At 41.5% G+C, this 21650-nt stretch carries 14 protein-coding genes and 2 pseudogenes; 10 read left to right on the forward strand and 6 right to left on the reverse strand.

Annotated elements, in window-relative coordinates:
* Positions 1–27: 27 nt before the first annotated feature.
* Complete coding sequence (locus FTU75_RS06275; protein ID WP_180115406.1) at positions 28–2223, reverse strand: TonB-dependent siderophore receptor; 2196 nt, start codon at positions 2221–2223, stop codon at positions 28–30.
* A 231-nt stretch (positions 2224–2454) separates the two neighbouring features.
* Complete coding sequence (nfuA, locus tag FTU75_RS06280) at positions 2455–3093, reverse strand: Fe-S biogenesis protein NfuA (protein WP_078189947.1); 639 nt, start codon at positions 3091–3093, stop codon at positions 2455–2457.
* Positions 3094–3251: 158 nt separating this feature from the next.
* Here nfuA and FTU75_RS06285 point away from each other — a divergent pair, with 158 nt between their 5' ends.
* From FTU75_RS06285 to FTU75_RS06295, 3 genes are all read left to right on the forward strand, one after another.
* Entirely contained in the window at positions 3252–3869 is a 618-nt protein-coding gene (locus tag FTU75_RS06285) for a rhomboid family intramembrane serine protease (protein WP_111884441.1), read from the forward strand.
* Positions 3870–4113: 244 nt separating this feature from the next.
* Positions 4114–4293 (forward strand): hypothetical protein, encoded by a 180-nt coding sequence (locus FTU75_RS06290; protein ID WP_180005268.1) that lies wholly within the window; start codon positions 4114–4116, stop codon positions 4291–4293.
* A gap of 219 nt (positions 4294–4512) precedes the next feature.
* The gene (locus FTU75_RS06295; RefSeq protein ID WP_180115407.1) at positions 4513–6063 is read left to right on the forward strand and encodes a hypothetical protein; all 1551 of its coding nucleotides are present in this window, start codon (positions 4513–4515) and stop codon (positions 6061–6063) included.
* A 165-nt stretch (positions 6064–6228) separates the two neighbouring features.
* On the opposite strand, the gene FTU75_RS06300 is transcribed toward FTU75_RS06295, so the two are convergent.
* Positions 6229–7848 carry an inorganic phosphate transporter gene (locus tag FTU75_RS06300; protein ID WP_180024086.1) on the reverse strand — a complete coding sequence of 540 codons (1620 nt, stop codon included), beginning with the start codon at positions 7846–7848 and terminating at the stop codon, positions 6229–6231.
* Between the two features lie 479 nt (positions 7849–8327).
* Between FTU75_RS06300 and metH the strand changes: the two genes are divergently transcribed.
* The 3 genes from metH (at position 8328) to FTU75_RS06315 (ending at position 13453) form a co-directional block, all read left to right on the forward strand.
* Complete coding sequence (metH, locus tag FTU75_RS06305; RefSeq protein ID WP_180115408.1) at positions 8328–12017, forward strand: methionine synthase; 3690 nt, start codon at positions 8328–8330, stop codon at positions 12015–12017.
* A gap of 169 nt (positions 12018–12186) precedes the next feature.
* Positions 12187–12453: a lysozyme inhibitor LprI family protein gene (locus FTU75_RS06310; RefSeq protein ID WP_373685848.1), complete on the forward strand. Its 267-nt coding sequence runs from the start codon at positions 12187–12189 to the stop codon at positions 12451–12453.
* Between the two features lie 169 nt (positions 12454–12622).
* Complete coding sequence (locus tag FTU75_RS06315; protein ID WP_180115409.1) at positions 12623–13453, forward strand: TIGR02391 family protein; 831 nt, start codon at positions 12623–12625, stop codon at positions 13451–13453.
* Between the two features lie 92 nt (positions 13454–13545).
* Here FTU75_RS06315 and FTU75_RS18645 read toward each other — a convergent pair.
* Positions 13546–13913: pseudogene (locus FTU75_RS18645) on the reverse strand (endonuclease domain-containing protein).
* A 291-nt stretch (positions 13914–14204) separates the two neighbouring features.
* On the opposite strand from FTU75_RS18645, the gene dhaK reads away from it, so the two are divergent.
* From dhaK to FTU75_RS06335, 3 genes and pseudogenes are all read left to right on the forward strand, one after another.
* Positions 14205–15935 carry a dihydroxyacetone kinase subunit DhaK gene (gene dhaK / locus FTU75_RS06325; RefSeq protein ID WP_180115410.1) on the forward strand — a complete coding sequence of 577 codons (1731 nt, stop codon included), beginning with the start codon at positions 14205–14207 and terminating at the stop codon, positions 15933–15935.
* A gap of 224 nt (positions 15936–16159) precedes the next feature.
* Positions 16160–16841, forward strand: a pseudogene (locus tag FTU75_RS06330) (DUF421 domain-containing protein).
* A 603-nt stretch (positions 16842–17444) separates the two neighbouring features.
* Positions 17445–18632: an ammonium transporter gene (locus FTU75_RS06335; RefSeq protein ID WP_180115412.1), complete on the forward strand. Its 1188-nt coding sequence runs from the start codon at positions 17445–17447 to the stop codon at positions 18630–18632.
* Between the two features lie 76 nt (positions 18633–18708).
* Here FTU75_RS06335 and FTU75_RS06340 read toward each other — a convergent pair whose 3' ends face one another.
* On the reverse strand, positions 18709–19407 hold the full coding sequence (locus tag FTU75_RS06340) for an HAD family hydrolase (RefSeq protein WP_180115413.1): 699 nt from the start codon (positions 19405–19407) through the stop codon (positions 18709–18711).
* A 172-nt stretch (positions 19408–19579) separates the two neighbouring features.
* On the opposite strand from FTU75_RS06340, the gene FTU75_RS06345 reads away from it, so the two are divergent.
* Positions 19580–20287: a phosphatase PAP2 family protein gene (locus tag FTU75_RS06345; RefSeq protein ID WP_180115414.1), complete on the forward strand. Its 708-nt coding sequence runs from the start codon at positions 19580–19582 to the stop codon at positions 20285–20287.
* Between the two features lie 30 nt (positions 20288–20317).
* On the opposite strand, the gene FTU75_RS06350 is transcribed toward FTU75_RS06345, so the two are convergent.
* Positions 20318–21643: an ATP-binding protein gene (locus FTU75_RS06350; protein WP_180115415.1), complete on the reverse strand. Its 1326-nt coding sequence runs from the start codon at positions 21641–21643 to the stop codon at positions 20318–20320.
* Between the last annotated feature and the right edge of the window lie 7 nt (positions 21644–21650).

Raw genomic sequence — 21650 nt, forward strand, 5'->3', positions numbered from 1 at the left:
GTTAAGCGGCTTTTCTTTTGGACATACTTAGAACTGGTATTTCAAACTTGCATAATAAGCTCGACCCGGCTCGTTATATGTTTGGTTGACCGTTTTATCACGCAGTTTTTGCTCATCAAATAGGTTATTCACACCGATACGAGCACTTAAAGCCGCATTAAATTTATAACCAAAGTTAATGCCTGCAATGCCATAACTTTTCACGCTATCCATCGCCAAGCCATTTTTGCTTTCAAGACTGGTTTCTGCATATTGACGTGGTTTTTGACGACCATATTGGGTATAGACAAAGTTACTGTCTAATCGATCCGTGATGTTGTAGTTCAAAATAGAGTTTATGGTGTAATTTGGAATCACTGAAAGTGGATTGCCAGTACGTTTATCTTCAGAGTTGATCATATAGGTGACGTTATTGGTCCACGTGATATCACCCCAGTCCAAAGAAATACTTCCTTCAACACCTTCCACCAAGGCTTCTGGCGTATTCATCCAACGCAGTACATTATATGTTGTTCCATTTACTTCTAGTTCTTCTAGACGTGTATCCCCTGCAACGATCTTATTTTTATAATCATTACGGAACCATGCAAAGCTTGCATTTACGATGTCTTTTTCAAACTGTACACCTAATTCTTTATTCACTGAAGTTTCAGGTTTGAGATCGCCATTACCTTGTAATAGACATTGGCTCAGCCCAATCGGACAGCCATTACCGCGAGTGCTTAACAGATAACCTTCCGCATTTTGGTACATATTGGGTGCTTTATACGCCTTAGCCACACCACCTTTTAATGTCCAATAGTCGCCAAGCTTTTGCGTAATATTGAGACTTGGACTCCAGCTATCACCCGATTTACTATGATTATCATAGCGTAGTGCCAAAACGACATCGGTGCTCTCGCCCAAATTCATATTGTTTTCAATATAGGCCGACGCAATCCGTGAATCCATGTGTGAACGGTCACCTGAAGTCAGCACATCACCAAAACCGCCTGCGCCAGCTTGTGTATTAACCGTATCGATAAAGTCATCTTCAACCCATTCAGCGCCTAAAGTTAATACCTGTGGAACATACCATTGGAACGGCAGATTGGTTTCTGCATTAAGACGAACGGTTTCTAGATGTGACGTTTGTTTATTTTCAAGATTATTAATCTGTCCCTCTGTACTACCGCCTGTACCTTCAGGTAAGCGCTTATTTTTGGTTTTGTCATATTGCGCTATGATTTTACTGTCACCCCAACCCCACGTACCTTCATGGGTTAATGCAAAACTATCACGATAAATGGTATTGGTTTCTTCACCGATTAAAGCCGATAAGATTGGCGCTTTATTTGGATCCGCTGGATCAAATACACTGTTTTGACTGTCACCTGCAAAACGGTTACCTTGGCGGCCAACACTTGCGTCAAACATCAAGACTTGTTGATCGTTCAACTGCCAAGCCAAGCGCCCTGCGATATCTTTATTTTCAACGCCTTCTCGACCCGCCATACGCGCGCCATTGTCCATTAGAGCATTAATATCCGCAGCATCTGAATCGGTTTTGTTATAACTACCGTATAAACGATATGAAAGGACATCTTTGAGAATTGGCCCGCTTAAGTTAAAGCTTTCACGGTGACTTGCACCCTCTTTAGCGTCTTCAGGCTGATTGGTAAAAACTTCCACAGAGCCATGCACTTCATTGGTCACTTTCTTGGTTTTAATATTGACCACACCACCCATCGCACCTGAACCATAACGCGCTGCTGCTGGACCACGCAGCACTTCAATCGATTCAATGGCATCAGCAGGTACCCAGTTCGAATCGCCACGTGTATCACGCTCACCGCGCCAGCCATAACGTACTGAGTTTCTCGAATTTACAGGCTTGCCATCAATTAAGATCAACGTGTTTTCAGGCCCCATACCACGGATATCAATCTGACGGTTATTCCCTCGCTGGCCTGTGGCACTGTTACCAGTCAAATTTACACCCGGCATACGGCGCACATATTCTGAAATATCATTCACAATCGGCATTTTTTCTAAATCTTCTGCCGTAATTTTTGAAGCACCTAATGATTGTTTAACTTGTTCTGCTGCAGTAACAACAATGGTTTCCATCTTCGTTACGGATTCATCTGATGCTTCAGTGTGCACATCTTTTGCATGCGTCAAACTTACCAATGCACAGAGTATTGAAAGTGTAAGCGTTGATTTTAATAGTTGTTTGGTCATTGAGTGCTTCCAAATGAACGTATTTATGGAGAAATCTAGAATAATGTGTTGCACATTGTAACTACCACGAACAATATTGCAACTAATTTTAATAATCATTCTCATTTATATTTATGATATAGCTTATCATCTCGCTGTAAAAACCTCAGAAATCATTTAAAAATCTTCGTTTTATTTGATTTAGACAATAAAAAAGCCGCATCATTGCGGCTTTTTATAACAATACTGAACTTATTTGAAATAAGCACCTTCAGTATTACTGTGATCCGTTTGGTCAACAACGCGCATTAATTCAGGTACATGCTGCTTCAATGTTGTTTCAACACCTTGTTTTAAGGTTAAATCGATTGAAGAACAACCTTGACAACCACCACCGAATTTAAGCACTGCAGTTAAACCATGTTCTGCATCTTCAACCACCTCTACCAATGCACAGTTACCACCATGACCTGCAAGGCCAGGGTTAATTTCTGACTGTAGAACATAAGTGATACGCTCTTCTACAGAGGCATCTGGACCCACACGTGGCACTTTTGAGTTTGGTGCACGGAATGTTAACTGACCACCAAAACGGTCTTTGTTATAGTCAATCACCGCATCCAAAAGATATGGAATTGATGGGGTATCAATAAATGCAGGGAAATCTGGATAGTCTTGTTTATAGTCTGTAGGCACAACTTCTTCTGGTGCACTGTAAGCCATACAACATTCAGCACGTGGCGTACCCGGATTTTCCACAAAAACACGTACACCAATGCCCGGTGTATTTTGTTTATCCAAAAGATCTTTCAAATACTCTTGGGCATTTGGAGTGATCAATAGGTTTGGAATTTCTTCAGCAACTGCTGTGCTGTTGTTCTCAGTCGACATTACAATATTTCCTCAAGCTGAAGTCGCTATTTTAACTTAAGATGCGGGGCATTAGAAAAAAATCAACTAAAATTGTCGGAATTATTCTGAAAGTTCACGCTTTAGGCAGATTTAATGGCATTATTGAGCATAAATTTTAACAAGTAGAATAGTCATATATGTTGGGCCTACCCTTTAACCACACCGTGACCATTATCCTGATTACGGTGGTGATTTCACTGATTGCATTTTCAAATCAGAAAGTGATGAATCGTTTGTTATTTTGGCCGCCAGCCCTCAGTCGTGGCGAATATGACCGATTTATTAGCCATGGTTTTATTCATGCAGATGGCGCGCACCTATTGTTCAACATGATTACCTTATTTTTCTTTGGTAGCGTGATTGAAAGTTTTTATCGCCAATATTTCTTCGACATGGGCTTTGTATTGTTTTATTTAGGCGGTTTGATCGCTGCGATTATTCCGAGTTATTTAAAACATAAGCATGATACCCATTGGGCAAGTTTAGGGGCTTCTGGGGCAGTATCTGCAGTACTCTTTGCGTATATCTTGTTTGAACCGTGGAAACTGATTTTTGTATTCTTTATTCCTGTTCCTGCGATTATTTTTGCCGTGCTGTATGTGGCTTACAGTATCTGGTCAGGTAAACGTGGCAACAGTAACATTAACCACAGCGCGCACTTATGGGGCGCAGCTTATGGTGTGATCATGACGATTATTCTTGAACCGAAACTTATTCCGCATTTCTTAAGTCAGTTACTAAATGTTCCTTTCTAACGTTAAGTCTAAAAAATCAGTCTGATTTAAGCTGTAAAAATGATAGCCTAAACCGTTTCAGTTTAGGCTTTTTATTGCGCCGAGTTAAACCGCATGTCCTTTGATCTTTTCTTTAGCCAATTTCCCACATCTACAACACCGCACTTTGAATATCGAGCTATACAATTTCACAGCAGATTGAAACGCTATCTATCCTTGCCCTGATTTAAACTGAAATGACACAGAATAAAAAGGGAAAATTCCTATGAAAATAGTCCTGATGTTCTCAAGTTTGCTGTTGACCTGCGTGTTGAGTGCTTGTGCCGTTCACACTCGTGAAGGCAGTATCGTGGTCGACCCAGATCGTAATCACTATCCTTATAATTACCCAGATCGCCATGGCGACTTTTGCCCGCCCGGACAGGCTAAAAAAGGCCGTTGTTGATTTGCCGTTGCTGATTTCATACCCTCTTCTTTTAAGCCTTCAAAACGAAGGCTTTTTCAATTCCGACAATAAAAATTGACGCTGTATATTCTACGAAAGTTCACAAAAGCACATGACAAATCATATAAATCTGGCACTTTATGCCACCCTATTTTTTAATTTGGCATAGATAATGTATACATCTGTATATTAATGACAAAATTAGCTGAGATATTTTGCATGTCGAGTTCAACTGAAGGTCTTCAATTTCCCATTTCGGCTTCAAACCAAAAGCCGAGTACATCTAAAACTGGTCGTGAAATTATTGCTGAAGCCTTAGCTGCAGTTGACCATCAGTCTTCTGTACGTGCAAAACAAGAAAAAAACTGGCGTAAAAAATATCCTGAATATTTTAAAGCCTTGGTTGAACAAGGGATTCAATCATCTGAAGCAGCGATCAAAATTGCTGAGCAAGGTTTAAATAAAGCGCATCACGTCTTTGAGTTTTATCGTGATCAAGAAAAGCATACGCTCAAAGATGCAGTAGCTTTGACTGCACATCCGCTGCATACCGTGAAATTAAAAGGTGAAAGTGACGCAGCGCCTGAGTGGTATGTGCCCTATCATGGTCAAAAACTTCAAGGTGAGGCTTTACTGGCTCAGATTCAAAAATGGCAAGATGCTGGCATCATTGAAGCCAGTCATGCCGACGCATTACGTGAAGCCATTGCACACCCAGAATGGTTCGATTTGTCAGATCGGACTATGGTGCTTTTTGGTGCTGCCTCCGAAGCTGGCCCTCTGACGTGGTTAGCAAAATGGAAAGCCAATATTGTGGCAATCGACCTCAATAATGAACGTGTTTGGGATCGAATCTTAAGCACGGTTCAGGCCGGTAATGCCACTTTATATGCACCAAGTCTCGACGCTGTGCATGAAGACACACCCATTCAAGAACTAAAACACAAATTGGGCGCCAATTTACTGACACAAATTCCTGAAATTGCACAATGGCTTGCACATAGTGAACATCAACTAGATCTGGCTGCAATTGCCTATTTAGATGGTGAAAAGCATGTTCGTGTTGCAATGGCAATGGACAGCATCATGGCCTATGTCAGCCAACAAAAAGCCGACACCAGCTTGATGTTTATGTGTACTCCGACCGATGTCTATGCGGTTCCAGAAGAGATTGTTACGGCAGCGCAAGCCAAATTCCAAAACCGTGCTTCTGCACAAAAACTATTGACACAAAGTATTGCCAAAGTCACAGGTCAGCATTTCTTTAAGCAAAATAATGAGCAAACCACCACAGCAGACAATGGAAAATCCTATGGTATTGCTGACTGTCTGGTGGTGGAACAAGGTCCAAACTACGCACTCGCAAAACGTATCCAACAATGGCGCGCAACTGTCGCACGTCAAAATGGTCAGCGGGTTAGTATCAATATTGCGCCATCCACCACGACCCGCTCAGTGACGAAGAATCCATTATTAAAAGCCGCATTTAATGGTGCGAGTTTATTTGATGTGGAATCGTTTCAACCTGAAACCACTAATGCACTCATGGCGGCTTTATGGATTCACGACTTGAGAAACCCTCAATCGGTTGCTAACCCTGAAACAGCGCTAGACCATCCATTAGAACTCATGATGCATGGTGCCAACCATGGTGGCTTATGGCGTGTGGCTTATTTGGCGCGTACTGCCTTACCTTTTGCAGCGCTGTATGGTTTTGCTGAAGAAAAACTGCCCGTTAAAAAAGTATTGGGGCTGTTTAAAAAAGCGTAATTGCATTGGTTCAAATAAGTGTTGAACTTTGCAAAGTTTCAACTCGCTAGTTTGATTGTTCTAATTCAGCTCTCAGTCATCCCATTAAAATCGGTGATGTCTGAGATACAGCCATAAAAAAACGCTGCCGAAGCAGCGTTTTTTTATATCTGGAATTTGAGTTGCTTAGAACACTTTCAAGAATAACCAGTACAAGCAACCTGATAGACAGATCGTTGCAGGTAAAGTGAAGACCCAAGCTGATAGAATGGTTTTCACTGTTGCAAAGTTCAGACCCGATTTATTCGCGACCATGGTACCTGCAACCGCAGAGTTCAATACGTGTGTGGTCGATACAGGCATACCAAAACCATCCGCAGCAGCAATCGTTGACATAGCAACAAGCTCGGCAGACATGCCCTGACCATAGGTCATGTGGTTTTTACCAATACGCTCACCTACAGTCACGACAATACGTTTCCAACCCACCATGGTTCCAAGACCCAGTGCCAATGCAACAGCGACTTTCACCCATGTTGGAATGTACTGTAAGAACGAGTCTAAGTGACTACGATATTCCTTCACAGTCTTTTGTTCAGCTTCTGCCATTGCTGGTAGTTGGTCAGCTTTATCTAGACGTTTAAAAGCAGTAGTACTTAAGTACATGTCATTACGAATCGAAGATACTTCTTGTTCAGGAATATCTTTTAAGTCGCCATACTGTGCAACACGCTCACCTAAATGATCGGTCAAACTTGCTAAAGCTGGCACAACTTCTGGGCTGACTTCTTTGGTTTGAATGTATTTGGTGAGTACATCACGCGCTTGTGCATCAGGAATATCCTTATGCTCTGCGTAGATCGCAGTCGCAGTTTGAGCAGATAACTGATGGAAAGATTGAATATGTTGATTATCTAAGTTCTTATTCAATGAATAAGCCAATGGCACACATCCGATCAAAATCAGCATGATCAACCCCATACCTTTTTGACCATCATTTGAACCGTGCGCAAAACTTACACCTGTACAGGTAAAGATCAAAATTGCACGAATCAGTGGTGGTGGCGGCTTATTGCCTTCTGGTGGCTGAAACAATTCTAGCTGTTTGCGGAAAATACGCTTCACCAACAAGAAAACTAGGGCTGCAAATGCAAAACCAATCAGTGGAGAGAACAATAAAGCCTTACCGACTTTAAGCACCTGCTCCATATCTACACCGCTCGCACCACCGCCTGCATTTAACAGGTAGTTCATGATGCCAACGCCAAGAATAGAACCAATCAAAGTATGCGAACTAGACGCTGGGATGCCTAAGAACCAAGTCCCTAAATTCCACAAAATCGCTGCGATCAGCATTGCGAAAACCATGGCAAAACCTGCACCTGAACCAACGTTCATAATCAATTCAACAGGTAATAAAGCAATAATGCCGTAAGCAACTGCACCACTGGCAACCATTACACCCAGAAAATTACAGAAACCCGCCCACATTACTGCAACCGGTGCTGACAAGGCGTTGGTATAAATCACTGTTGCTACTGCATTTGCAGTGTCATGGAAACCATTTACAAATTCAAAGCCAAGTGCGATGAATAAGGCTGTGCCCAATAAAATCATTGAATAAAGACTTAAAGGCGGAACATGCGCTAAATCGGCAGTCACCTGAAAACCAATATAAATCAACGTTGAAATAATCACCGTCAAAAATACCGGCATAAAGAATTTCGGTGTAGGCACATGAACATTCGTGGACTTTTGAGGAGTCGACGTGTGCGCTGAATCTACGGGAGTTTGTTTAGAATTCATGCAGGCAGGAATAGAGGATTTTAAAATCCCCATATTGTTCAATTTAATTATGACAATTATATGACAAAGCGGTGTCATATAAAGCAATTTTTCATGCTTTATTTGTTTTTTTTAAGTGTTAAAAACCGACTTCCCTACTCTACTTTCATAAAGTAAATCAGTTATTTAATCTGCGTATTTAAACTTTATTTTCTTTGAAACCCAATATTTCAACTTATATTTCATCTGTCATGTTTTTTTGTCATTTTGCATAGCCCTAATGGATGTTTTTTAATCTTGCCTGAGCAATATGACAAATTCATGAAGCTTTCCATACATTTATATGAAATTGGAATATGAAATTATCAAGTTGCAATATTGCTCATTAATTCAACAAGCTAATAATTGCGTGCTGTGAAGATCATTGAATATCAATAAAACTGCAATGAATTCTGTTAATATATTTGCCGATTTTATATTCCATCGGATTGGGGTTATTTATGTCCACGCTTGCCACCCTAAAAGAGCTGCTCGCTCAACGGATTCTGATTATCGACGGTGCAATGGGCACCATGATTCAGCGTCATAAACTCGAAGAAGCTGACTACCGTGGTGAGCGTTTTGCAGATTGGGCATCTGACCTCAAAGGCAATAATGACCTATTGGTGTTGACTCAGCCGCAAATTATTCAAGGCATTCATGAAGCCTACCTCGATGCTGGCGCAGACATCATTGAAACCAACAGCTTTAACGGCACTAAAGTTTCAATGTCTGACTACCACATGGAAGATTTGGTATCAGAAATCAACCGTGAAGCAGCGCGTATTGCCAAAGCAGCTTGTGAAAAATACTCAACGCCTGAAAAACCGCGTTTTGTAGCAGGTGTGCTTGGCCCGACTTCACGTACTTGCTCGATCTCGCCAAATGTAAATGACCCAGCATTTCGTAACATTACTTTTGATGAGTTAAAAGAAAACTATATTGAAGCTGCGCATGCCCTGATTGAAGGCGGTGCAGACATTCTTTTAATTGAAACAGTATTTGATACTTTGAACTGTAAAGCTGCCATTTTTGCAGTGAAAGAAGTCTTCAACCAAATTGGCTACGAATTGCCATTGATGATTTCAGGCACGATTACCGATGCCTCTGGCCGAACTTTAACTGGCCAAACTGCTGAAGCGTTCTGGAACTCTGTGCGTCATGGTGATTTATTGTCGATTGGCTTTAACTGTGCCCTAGGTGCAGATGCCATGCGTCCGCATGTAAAAACCATTGCTGACGTTGCCGATACTTTTGTTTCGGCGCATCCGAACGCTGGCTTACCAAATGCCTTCGGCGGTTATGATGAAACCCCTGAACAAACCGCTGCCTTTATTAAAGAATTTGCAGAAAGTGGCTTGATTAACATCACTGGCGGCTGCTGCGGTACAACGCCGGATCACATCCGTGCTATTGCCAATGCCGTAAAAGACATTGCGCCGCGCCAAGTGCCAGAAACCAAACCCGCTTGCCGTTTAAGCGGTTTAGAGCCGTTCAACATTACAGAAGATTCGCTGTTTGTAAACGTCGGTGAACGTACCAACGTGACAGGTTCTAAAAAATTCCTACGTTTAATCCGTGAAGAAAACTTTGCCGAAGCTTTAGAAGTTGCACAGCAGCAAGTTGAAGCCGGTGCTCAGATTATCGACATCAACATGGATGAAGGCATGCTGGATTCAGAAGGCGCAATGGTGCACTTCCTTAATCTTGTAGCCTCTGAACCTGAAATTTCACGTGTGCCGATCATGATTGACTCATCTAAATGGGAAATCATTGAAGCGGGCTTAAAATGTGTACAAGGTAAAGCGGTTGTTAACTCGATTTCCTTAAAAGAAGGCTATGACGAGTTCGTTGCAAAAGCGCGTTTGTGCCGTCAGTATGGGGCTGCCGTGATTGTGATGGCCTTTGACGAAAATGGTCAGGCCGATACAGCTGCACGTAAAAAAGAAATCTGTAAGCGCTCTTATGACGTGTTAGTGAATGAAGTTGGCTTCCCTGCTGAAGACATCATTTTTGACCCGAACGTGTTTGCAGTGGCAACAGGTATCGAAGAACACAACAACTATGCTGTGGACTTCATTGAAGCGACTGGCTGGATTAAGCAAAACTTGCCGCATGCCATGATTTCTGGCGGTGTGTCTAACGTATCGTTCTCTTTCCGCGGTAACGAGCCTGTACGTGAAGCGATTCACTCAGTGTTCTTATACCATGCCATTCAGCAAGGCATGACCATGGGTATCGTCAACGCTGGTCAAATGGCGATTTATGATGAAATTGATGCTGAACTGAAAGCTGCGGTTGAAGATGTGATCTTGAACCAAAACCAAGGTGAAAGCCATCAAGAAGCTACAGAAAAGCTGCTTGAAGTTGCTGAAAAATACCGTGGTCAAGGTGCTGCGCAAAAACAAGTGGAAAACTTGGAATGGCGTGAGCTTCCAGTTGAAAAACGTCTTGAGCATGCTTTGGTGAAAGGTATCACAACGTTCATTGATGAAGATACTGAAGAAGCGCGTTTAAAATCAGCTCGTCCTTTAGATGTGATTGAAGGCCCGCTGATGGACGGCATGAACGTGGTGGGCGATTTGTTCGGTTCGGGCAAAATGTTCCTGCCGCAAGTCGTGAAATCTGCACGTGTCATGAAACAGGCTGTAGCTTGGCTGAATCCGTTCATTGAAGCGGAAAAAACAGCTGGCCAATCTAAGGGTAAAGTCCTAATGGCAACGGTGAAGGGCGACGTGCACGACATCGGTAAAAATATCGTGGGCGTGGTGTTGGGCTGTAACGGCTATGACATCATCGACCTTGGCGTGATGGTGCCTTGCGAGAAGATTCTGCAAACTGCCATTGATGAGAAAGTCGACATTATTGGTCTATCTGGCCTGATTACGCCGTCACTGGATGAAATGGTTTTTGTTGCGAAAGAAATGCAGCGCAAAGGCTTTAATGTTCCATTGATGATTGGCGGTGCAACCACTTCTAAAGCGCATACGGCAGTGAAAATTGATCCGCAATATTCAAATGATGCAGTCATTTATGTTGCCGATGCTTCACGAGCTGTGGGTGTAGCAACAACTTTACTTTCTAAAGAAATGAAGCCTAAATTTGTTGAAGACACACGTGCTGAATATGAAAAAGTCCGTGAGCGTATTGCCAATAAACAGCCAAAAGCTGCCAAGCTGACATATGCTGAATCTGTAGAAAATGGCTTAAAAATTGACTTTGCTGCCAATGCGCCTGTGAAGCCAAACTTTATTGGTACGCAAACGCTGACCAATTATCCATTGGAAACATTAGTTGAGTACTTTGACTGGACACCGTTCTTCATTTCTTGGAGTTTGGCAGGCAAATTCCCTGCTATCTTAACGGATGAAGTTGTAGGTGAAGCAGCAACTGACTTGTATGAACAAGCACAGACCATGCTAAAAGACATCATCGACAACAAACGTTTTGATGCTCGTGCTGTGTTTGGTATTTACCCTGCTAACCGTTCTGCAGCGGATTCGGTTGAAGTGTATAGCGAAGATGGTCAATCGGTTACGCATACCTTCCATCACATTCGTCAACAGTCTGATAAAGTGACAGGTAAACCAAACTTGTCATTAGCGGACTTTATTGCGCCTAAAGGTGTCGCAGAAGACTACTTGGGCGGTTTCACTGTATCGATCTTTGGTGCAGAAGAAATGGCCAATGAGTACAAAGCTAAAGGCGATGACTACTCTGCAATTCTTGCACAATCTTTAGGTGACCGTTTTGCGGAAGCGTTTGCTGAGCATTTGCATGAGCGCATTCGTAAAGAGTTCTGGGGTAACCAAGCGTCTGAAACGTTAAGCAATCAAGAATTAATTAAAGAGAAGTATGTGGGCATCCGTCCTGCACCGGGCTACCCTGCTTGCCCTGAGCATTCTGAAAAAGCGCCGTTGTTTGACTGGTTAGGTTCTACTGACAAGATTGGTACGCAATTGACCACTAGCTTTGCAATGTGGCCGCCTTCATCTGTCAGCGGTTTCTATTATGCAAACCCTGAAAGCCAATACTTTAACGTAGGTAAAATCGCAGGCGATCAGCTTGAGGATTATGCAAAACGTAAAGGCTGGACGTTGGATGAGGCGAAGCGTTGGTTAGCACCGAATTTGGATGATTCGGTTCAATAATTAGTTTGAAAAAATCCCCTCGAATGAGGGGGTTTTTTATTTATAATCAAAAATCTTAAAAACACATAAACGAATTTTATAAAATGAAAAAATATTCTTACTTTTAGTTTTACCTTTTATTTCATCTTTTGCTTTTGCAGAATGTAAGACAAGTAATGTTTATGATGAAATTGCCTGTTATGAAAAAGAATTAAAATCTAATAAAACCAAGCTCAACCAAACTTATCAAAAGCTTTATAACACTATGGATGAGGAAGGTCAGAAAATTTTAGAAACCTCTCAAAAGAATTGGTTGTTATATAAAAATAGTCATTGTGATGAACTCGTATCTTATCTATCTAGCAGTGTACAAGGTGCGGGATCTAAGCTAATCAATCTATCATGTAATGCCGATCTTATTGATCAACGAATTAAAGACTTAAAAGATTTACTTTAATTTTTAGGTAATCCCCCTAAATCCCCCTTTTACAAAGGGGGACTTTCGCGTATCGAATTCATTACGTGACAGCTCTTCGTTTTGTAAAGGAAGGTTGGGAGAGATTAATTGCTATAAATAAAACTAGTATTTAAAATACTTAAACCCATGAAAAATTTAAGATTGAAAAATGGCAATAATAAAAAGTTTAGATCTAGGAAGCCTAGAAAGTATCTGTAAAACTTTAGGTGAAACTAATAACGGGCTTTCAGGAACAGAAATCACCAAATATCTGACTGAATGTAATATCAAAGATCTTCAACTAAATTCAACAAAATGGAAACGTTTATATGATGCTCTATCCTCAAAACAAACTGAAGATCGCTGTTCTAATAATGTCTTAGCTTTTATTAAATATGTTATGCGCCCTTCACGTCATATCCATAGAAAAGAATGGTTTGAAAATATACGAACTGAATTGAATTATGTTTTGTCATTTGAAGGTTTTGAACTCACTGATAGTGGCGAACTCAAGCAAGCAGACAAAGTTCAAACTTTTGATGAAGCTGAAGCACGGGCGCAAAATTTAAGAAAAACTTTATTAGATAGAAAAATACATCCTGATGTCTTAGCGTTTTGTAGAGCAGAACTACTCGTAGATAATTATTTTCATGCAGTTTTTGAAGCAACTAAAAGTATTGCTGAAAAAATTAGAATCAAAACAAAACTAACCAGTGATGGTTCTGAATTAGTAGATCAAGCTTTTGCGTATAAAAATAAAGTTCCTTATTTAGCCTTAAATAGTTTAACTACACCAAGTCATCAGAGTGAACAAAACGGTTTTATGCATTTACTTAAAGGTATATTTGGAACATTTAGAAATACTACAGCTCATGCCCCTAAAATTACGTGGAATATAGATGAACAGGATGCTTTAGATATTTTATCAACTGTGTCCTTAATTCATAGAAAATTAGACAAAGTAGCTGAAGCTAAAAAAATGTATGAAGGACAAATATAATCCCTCCTAACCTTCCTTTTAAAAGGGAGGAACTACACGAATCCAAAACCATCATCTAATTCGCGTGAAGTCCCTCTTTCTTAAAGAGGGATTTAGGGAGATTTCTTAATACAGTAAAGATAAATAGCTTCCACTACTCCATCAATCTCCCTCAACACCTGCCCATTATCAAATCTCAACACCTTTAACCAAAGCTGAGCCAAAGCTTCATCTCGAATTCGATCTGCCTCTAATTCTTCAGGCGAAAAGTGCTGACTACCATCGCACTAAAGCCTACATTCAAGCCCTCACCCCAGCCCTCTCCCAAAGGGAGAGGGAGCACCATCTAATTTAATAATCAGGTTAATTCAATAGTGAAAGTTCCCTCTCCTCTCAGGAGAGGGTTAGGGAGAGGTAAATCAGTCATGTTATTGCGTAAATCACGCGAGGCTTGTTTTAAATTTTTATTGTAGGGTTTCATTTTATTCTTCTATTTTAATATTTTTAATCCCTCCTAACCTCCCTTTAAAAAAGGGAGGGACTATCACGTAATTCATTTAATCACATGAAAAAGTCCCCCTTTGCAAAAGGTGAGAAGCGTAGCTTCGCAAGAGAGGGATTCTATCGAAGAATATATACAACTGAGACGTCAATTTTCCACCACACTCATCGATCAACTGCCCTTTTTTACACTTTTATGTCAGACACCACGCCAATTTCCTTATAATAATCACTTTAGATCTCCCCAAATTCATAACCCATTGGTGCATTAATGAAAAAACTCATGAACGGTGCAGAAAACATCGTAATTGAAATGTGCAAAGGCTTTGTTCTTGCCCATCCAGAACTCGCATTTAACGAGTCGCACAAAATCATTACACGCAAAGAAAAGCACAATAACGTGGCACTTATCAGTGGTGGTGGTAGCGGTCACGAACCTGCCCATGCAGGTTTTGTCGGTACAGGCATGTTAGACGCTGCTGTGTGCGGCGACGTATTTGCATCTCCGTCGCAAATTCAGGTTTATAAAGCCTTACAGCAAGTCGCAACTGACAAAGGCGTGCTGATGATCATCAAAAACTATTCTGGCGATATGATGAATTTCCAGAATGGTGCAGCCCTTGCAACTGAAGACGGTGTCAAAGTTGACTATGTCAAAGTGGCAGATGACATTGCGGTCAAAGACAGCCTCTATACAGTCGGTCGTCGTGGTGTTGCAGGCACAGTATTTGTACATAAGATTGCAGGCGCAGCGGCATCAAAAGGTTTAGAACTTGTCGAAGTAAAAGCGATTGCTCAAAAAGCTGCAGACAACGTCATTAGCCTTGGTTTTGCTTATAGCTCATGTACCGTTCCTGCTAAAGGTACGCCAACCTTCACATTGGCTGATGACGAAATGGAATATGGCGTCGGCATTCACGGTGAACCCGGCATCCGCCGTGAAAAAATCTTGCCCTCTAAAAAAATGGCACAGCGCATCGTAGATGATTTATTCCTTGACCGCCCTGACATGAAAGAAGTTGCAGTCTTGGTCAATGGCTTTGGTAGCACACCGCTGCAAGAGTTGTACGTCTTCAACCATGATGTATGCGAACACCTTGCACGTAAAGGCATCAAAATTTACCGCACATTTGTCGGTAACTATATGACCAGTATCGACATGAATGGTGCATCTGTGTCCTTACTTGCTGTCGATAATGAATTGAAAACTTACCTCGACGCAGCAGCCAACACCCCTGCATTTAAAATGGATGGTTCAGCAGCACAGCCTTTAACTTTTATATCCAAAGATGCTTCAGCCGAAGCTGTAGTAAACACACAAGTTGAAACACAGCCTGAACATGCGGTGATCAGCAATGAGCAATTCACCATCGAAAACATGCGCTATGTGGTGGATGTGATGTCTGCCTGCATCATTAGAAATGAAGTGCCATTCTGTGAACTAGACGCGCATGCAGGTGATGGCGACTTCGGTATGAGCGTGGCGAAAGGCTTTAAGCAATTAAAACGTGAATGGCAAAGTCTGATTCAAGCGCAGCAGATGGATAAATTCATGCTGAACTGCTCAATGATCATTATGGAACATTGTGGTGGCGCGTCTGGCCCAATCTGGGGTTCAGCATTCCGTGCGGCAGCGAAATCAATTCAAGGCAAATCAGTTTTAACTGTCGCTGATTTTGCTGAGATGCTGCAAGCAGCGGTCAAAGGCATTCAAACTACAGGTGAGCGTTCATTTGGACGCGGCGCAGTGGTGGGTGATAAAACCCTGATTGATGCACTTGTGCCATGCGCAGATTCTTGGTCTGCCCATACAGATAAAACCTTTAAAGAAAACTTTGTACTTGGTGCAAAAGCGGCGGTTCAAGGCGCTGAAAATACCAAAGAGATCGTAGCGCGTATGGGACGTGCGGGAACTGTAGGCGACCGTAGTCTTGGCTATCCAGATGCTGGCGCACATGGTTTAGGTGTAATCTTTACGGATATTGCAGAACATATTAAATAACTGAACATCTTTAAAAATTGCCAGACTACATCAAAAGCATCGATTCGTCGGTGCTTTTTTTATGGCTATTTTAAAGCACTTTTTTTCATCAAATATCTCATGCATACAATACCTTTAGCATGAAATCCTTTTTCGAATAGTGCTTAAAAATTAACACAATTGAGCTGCTTTATCACCCAGCGCTTTGCTAAGTTAAAACACATAACGATAAAAAAGGATGAGACATGGATTTCACTCAAATATTCATCCATGACACTACATGGACTTTTGCTGCCGAAGTGATTTTGCGTAGCGTCATTATGTTCGTTTTAATCATCGTATTCTTACGCCTAACGGGCAAACGCGGCGTGCGACAGTTATCCATATTTGAAGTTGCGATACTCCTTGCTTTGGGTTCTATTGCAGGCGACCCAATGTTTGAAGAGGAGCTCCCCCTCCTGCAAGCTCTCATTGTGATGACGGTGGTAATTGGTTTATACTGCGTAATCACTTGGCTCATGATGAAATACCAACCCTTTGAAGATTTAATTGAAGGCAAAGCCCTCTACATTGTTGAAGATGGTGAATTGGTTTTAGAAAAGATTAAACAAGGTAAAATGTCACATGATGAATTCTTCTCTGAAATGCGTCAGCAAAATGTGGAGCATCTTGGACAAGTTCGAGTTGGTTTATTAGAAAGTGATGGAAAATTTAGTATTTTGTTTTATCCACCTGAACAAGTGCGTTAGGGACTGCCACTATTTCCGAAACCCTATAAAGCGGTTCGCGATATCAAAATGCATCAGCTGTATGCCTGTACGCACTGTGGCAAAACCATGTACATTTACGGTGCTCAGGATACCTGCCCGCGCTGCGGATGTTGTGACTGACTGGGCTGAAGCGATTAATACACAGCGTTTAGCTTAAGCATTCAACGCTTAAACTTAAAACTCCTGTGCCGCTTCAATTAAACACGTCATCAAATACAGTTAGATCCAACGACCATCACCACAGATTCACCCCTTGAATGTTTTTCGCCATCTAAAAGTGCAGCAGCAGCAGAGATTTCATTGGTTAATATCTGTGCATTAATTCAGTTCAGGCAAGACATACAGATTTCAAGTTTTAATGACCCCAAGATGCTCAGACAGACTACCAAAAATGTATCATTCGTCAATTTTCAGTTTCATTCTCGCACTAACATCTATCATTCAGATAAAAATACAAAATAATGGGCTGCCCTGAATTAACTCAGAAATGGCGCTATTTGTTTTTCATTTTTTAAACAGATTCAAAAAAAATAGTTTTTCACTTAATAATCATTCATTTAATTTTCTCATTGCAAATCACCATTGCACTATTTTAGTGCATTGTTGTCATACTCATGCAAGTCTTTGCTTTATATCGAGTCTTCTACATTTTTTAGTTTTTTTAATCAAAATTTCCCTCTCTCAATCCTCTTTTCGAAATTATTCCGCTCGATATACTGAACTTCTTTTCGTGAACTAGCGCACTAAACTGGAACACCTTATGCAAAATATAGATCTCCTCTTTCTCCTTCTTGGTGCAGTCTTGGTTCTTGCCATGCATGCTGGCTTTGCATTTTTAGAATTAGGTACAGTACGACATAAAAATCAGGTCAATGCGCTGAGTAAAATTTTGACTGACTTTTCTATTTCCGCAATTGCATACTTTTTTGTGGGTTATTACATCTCTTATGGTCAGCACTTTTTTCATATTGGGGACACTTTAGCCGCCGATCATGGCTACAACTTAATGCGTTGTTTCTTCCTGCTGACTTTTGCCGCAGCCATTCCAGCGATTATTTCAGGTGGTATTGCTGAACGTGCAAAAATGCGGACTCAAGCGATTGCCACATTATTATTGGTCGCTTTGGTCTATCCATTCTTTGAAGGCATGGTATGGAATGGTAATTTTGGGCTACAAGCATGGTTAGAACGCACATTTGGCGCAGCATTTCATGATTTTGCAGGTTCGGTCGTGGTACATGCGATGGGCGGTTGGATCGCTTTAGCTGCAGTACTTTTACTTGGCGCACGTCATGGACGCTATAAAAAAGACGGTCGTATCAGCGCTCACCCCCCTTCAAGTATTCCTTTTTTGGCACTCGGTTCTTGGATTCTCATTGTCGGTTGGTTTGGCTTCAACGTAATGAGTGCTCAACGCCTTGATGCGATTTCAGGATTAGTCGCGATTAACTCTCTCATGGCGATGGTCGGTGGCACATTGGCGGCAAACTTCATGGGTAAAAATGACCCGGGCTTTCTTCACAACGGCCCATTAGCAGGTTTAGTCGCTATTTGTGCAGGTTCTGACGTGGTTCACCCTGTAGGCGCATTAATCATTGGAGCAATTGCTGGAGTTATTTTTGTAAAATTATTCACTTACACGCAGAACAAACTCAAAGTCGATGATGTACTCGGCGTTTGGCCACTACATGGTGTCTGTGGAGCTTTTGGTAGCCTAGCTGTAGGCTTATTTGGGCAAAAATGGTTAGGTGGCTTAGGTGGTATTTCAATGATCTCTCAATGTATCGGTACGCTACTCGCAATCGTGATTGCATTGGCTGGTGGTTTCATCGTTTATGGTCTACTCAAAGTAACGATGGGTATTCGCCTAGATCAAGAAGAAGAATTCCGTGGTGCAGACTTAAGTATTCACCGTATTTCGGCAAACTCTGAAGAAAACATGTTCTAAACAACACAATCTAAAGCGGCATTTATGCCGCTTTTTTTTACCCTGAACTTCGCTTAAAGCTTGAGTCTAAATCACCTTATTTTAGAAAATCTAAGACCTGATCCAAATGCTGAATTTTATTCGGAATGCTGTGCTGTTGTTCAGCACTTAAAGTATGAAAGCCTTCAAGCAATACGGCAGACATCCCTGCTTGGCTCGCACCATAAATATCATTGACAGGATGATCACCAATAAATAAACACTCGGTTTCCATCACGCCCAACTCACGACAACTGTGCTGAAATATTTCAACTTTGGGCTTACTGATGCCTGCACTTTCCGAGCTGATGATCTGATCAAAATACGATGCAAAACCTAGTCCATTCAAAATATTCAGGCGTGTGGCATGTCCACCATTCGACACCACCGCCAGTTTATACTGCTGCTGTTTTAGTTGCTGCAGCAAGGTCAATGCTCCCGGCATCGCCACGGCGAACTGACCAAAGTGCTGAAACCAAAATTGTGTGAGCTCATCAAAATCGGGTTGATGTATCCAATCCAGCTCCGTTTGTAGAGCATAAGCGACAGATGCCCCAATACTCGGATGAGTAAGGAGTTCTTTTTTCGGATATCCCCCATTATCTATACGATTAATAATACGTTTAATCTGTACAAGGTCTACCTCCACTAGCGTCGACTGATAAGACTCGGCTAAATACTGCGTATAGGCCTGAACGCTGTGATCTCGGTGAGTCAAGGTATTATCTAAATCAAAAAGGACTGCACGTATGCTCATAAATCTTTATTACTGAGTTTTCAAAAACTTTAACACAATGCCCGTTTTGCTTTATGCACCTTCTTCACTATCGATATCAATACAGTTCAAATAGCCGATTAAGTCTGATTTAAGTTTTGTGGTTTCAAATAGCAGCATTCAAACAAAATAATTTCGGCACATCACACGACTTATGCTCTCGAACCGTACCTTTTTATTGCGACAAACCCTGCTGCTCACACTCAGTTTGGTTGGCCTCCTTTATGTTTTTCCCGTCGGTGGTTCGCTCGACCAAGCTTTTATTCAGCCTTGGGTCGACCTACATGGTAGTTTTCCTCATCGTAATGATTGGGCACTTGCTGTGCTGAACCATCGCTATATCAAGAATATCGTCATAGGCGTTTATGTTCTCTATATCGCAGCATGGATATGCAGTTTTAAATATCCGCATCTGAAAGCACGTAAGTTTGAATTCGGTTATTTTATCGTAGTGGTTCTACTCAGCACGGCAATCATTGGGTTGCTCAAATCACAATCTGCGCATGCCTGCCCTTGGAATATGACTGTCGCCACAGCCCAAGGCTTTTCTTGGGATTTTTCAGCACGCCAAGGACACTGCTTCCCCGGTGGCCATGCTGCGACTGGTTTTGCCCTAATCACCGGATATTTTGTTTATCGAATACATCGACCTGCCCGTGCGTACTTCTTTTTATGTGCAGGGCTGATTTTAGGCTTTGCTTTTGGCTGGGCGCAAATGATGCGGGGTGCACATTTTCTCAGTCATAATCTATGGACAGCATGGTTTATTTGGGCCTTTAACACAGTCATTTATACATTTGGCTATCGTTATCTACCCACAGAAAAAATCAAAACTGCCTATAAACACTTTGAATGGATATAGGCTTTATTCGCAAGGAGTAAATTAAAATAATTAGGAGTTTAAAGGTCTTAGCGGAATCTGAATCGTTACTTTCAACCCACCCAGCGTTTCACTTTTCGCAAAATCTAAACGTGCACCAATATGCGCAGCGGCCTTATCCACGATCGCCAAGCCTAAACCACTTCCAATTTCTTCATGATTATAAATTCGATAAAAGCGTTTTCGAATTTGCTCATATAAAGCTGAGTCGATGCCAGGCCCACTATCTTCAACCTGTACAACCGCCTGCCCCGCATGTTCAAAGACGGAGACATTAATCATGCCCTGTGCAGGGGTATATTTAATGGCATTATCAATCAAATTAAAAATGATTGAATGTACCGTTGGCTCAAGACTATATAAGGCAATGCTTTGTTGTTGCTCCATGCCAAGGTCAATATCTTTTTGCATAGCCAAATGTACCAGTTGCTCCACGCAATTGGTTGCGACTTGCTTAAGATCAAAATGTTGTTTGCGCTCAAGTTCAAAGACCGAGGCATCTTGTTTTGCCAAACTCAATAATTGACTGACCAAATGCTGAATACGAATTAAACCTTTACTCAAATTTTGTAGAGCGTCATCTTGTGGAAATTTTTGTAGCAAAATCTGCATTTGCAAATTCAGTGCGGTAATCGGGGTCCGTAACTCATGCGCTGCGTCAGCAATAAACTGGCGCTGTTCCTGCTGCGACAACGAAATCCGTTCAAACAACTGGTTCATTTCAATAATGGTTGGTGCAATTTCCTCTGGATATGGCATTTGAGAGATTGGAGAAAGTTCAAAGGCATCCCGTTTTGCCAGTTCTTTTTTAAATTTTTCCAGTGGATTTAAACTGCGTTGAATCAACCATCCCAAAGCGATTAATGCAAAAGGTATAAAAACCAAATAGGGAATAAACATGCTACTGGCCAATTCTGCTGCAAGATGCTGTCGAACCGATTCTTGCTGACTGACCTGAATTTGCCGATCTGCGAGTGGCAAAATATAGGTATGCCACTCATCCTGTTGGGTACTGTGGGTATAAAAACCGGCTTTGGGCTGAGGCGCGACCAATAATTTTAATTGATGGGTTTGATGCGCATTGGATTGATAGGTCCATACATCGACAAATAAATCTTCTTCATGATAATGCTTATGTTGATCAAATTCGCTGCGAATGGGCTGCGGATCATGCTCTGCAACACGTTCCGCCAAATTTTGCATTTGCGCATCTAAAATTTCATTAATTTCTTCAAGTGCAATTCGATAAGCTGAAAACACCAAAAGACAGCCCAAAAGCATACTGAAAACAGACACATAAATAATTAGTCTCTTTTTCAGAGAATAAGGCTGCTGCATGGTTGAT

The sequence above is a fragment of the Acinetobacter sp. YH12140 genome, from assembly GCF_013418475.1.
In the GTDB taxonomy this organism is placed as follows: domain Bacteria; phylum Pseudomonadota; class Gammaproteobacteria; order Pseudomonadales; family Moraxellaceae; genus Acinetobacter; species Acinetobacter amyesii.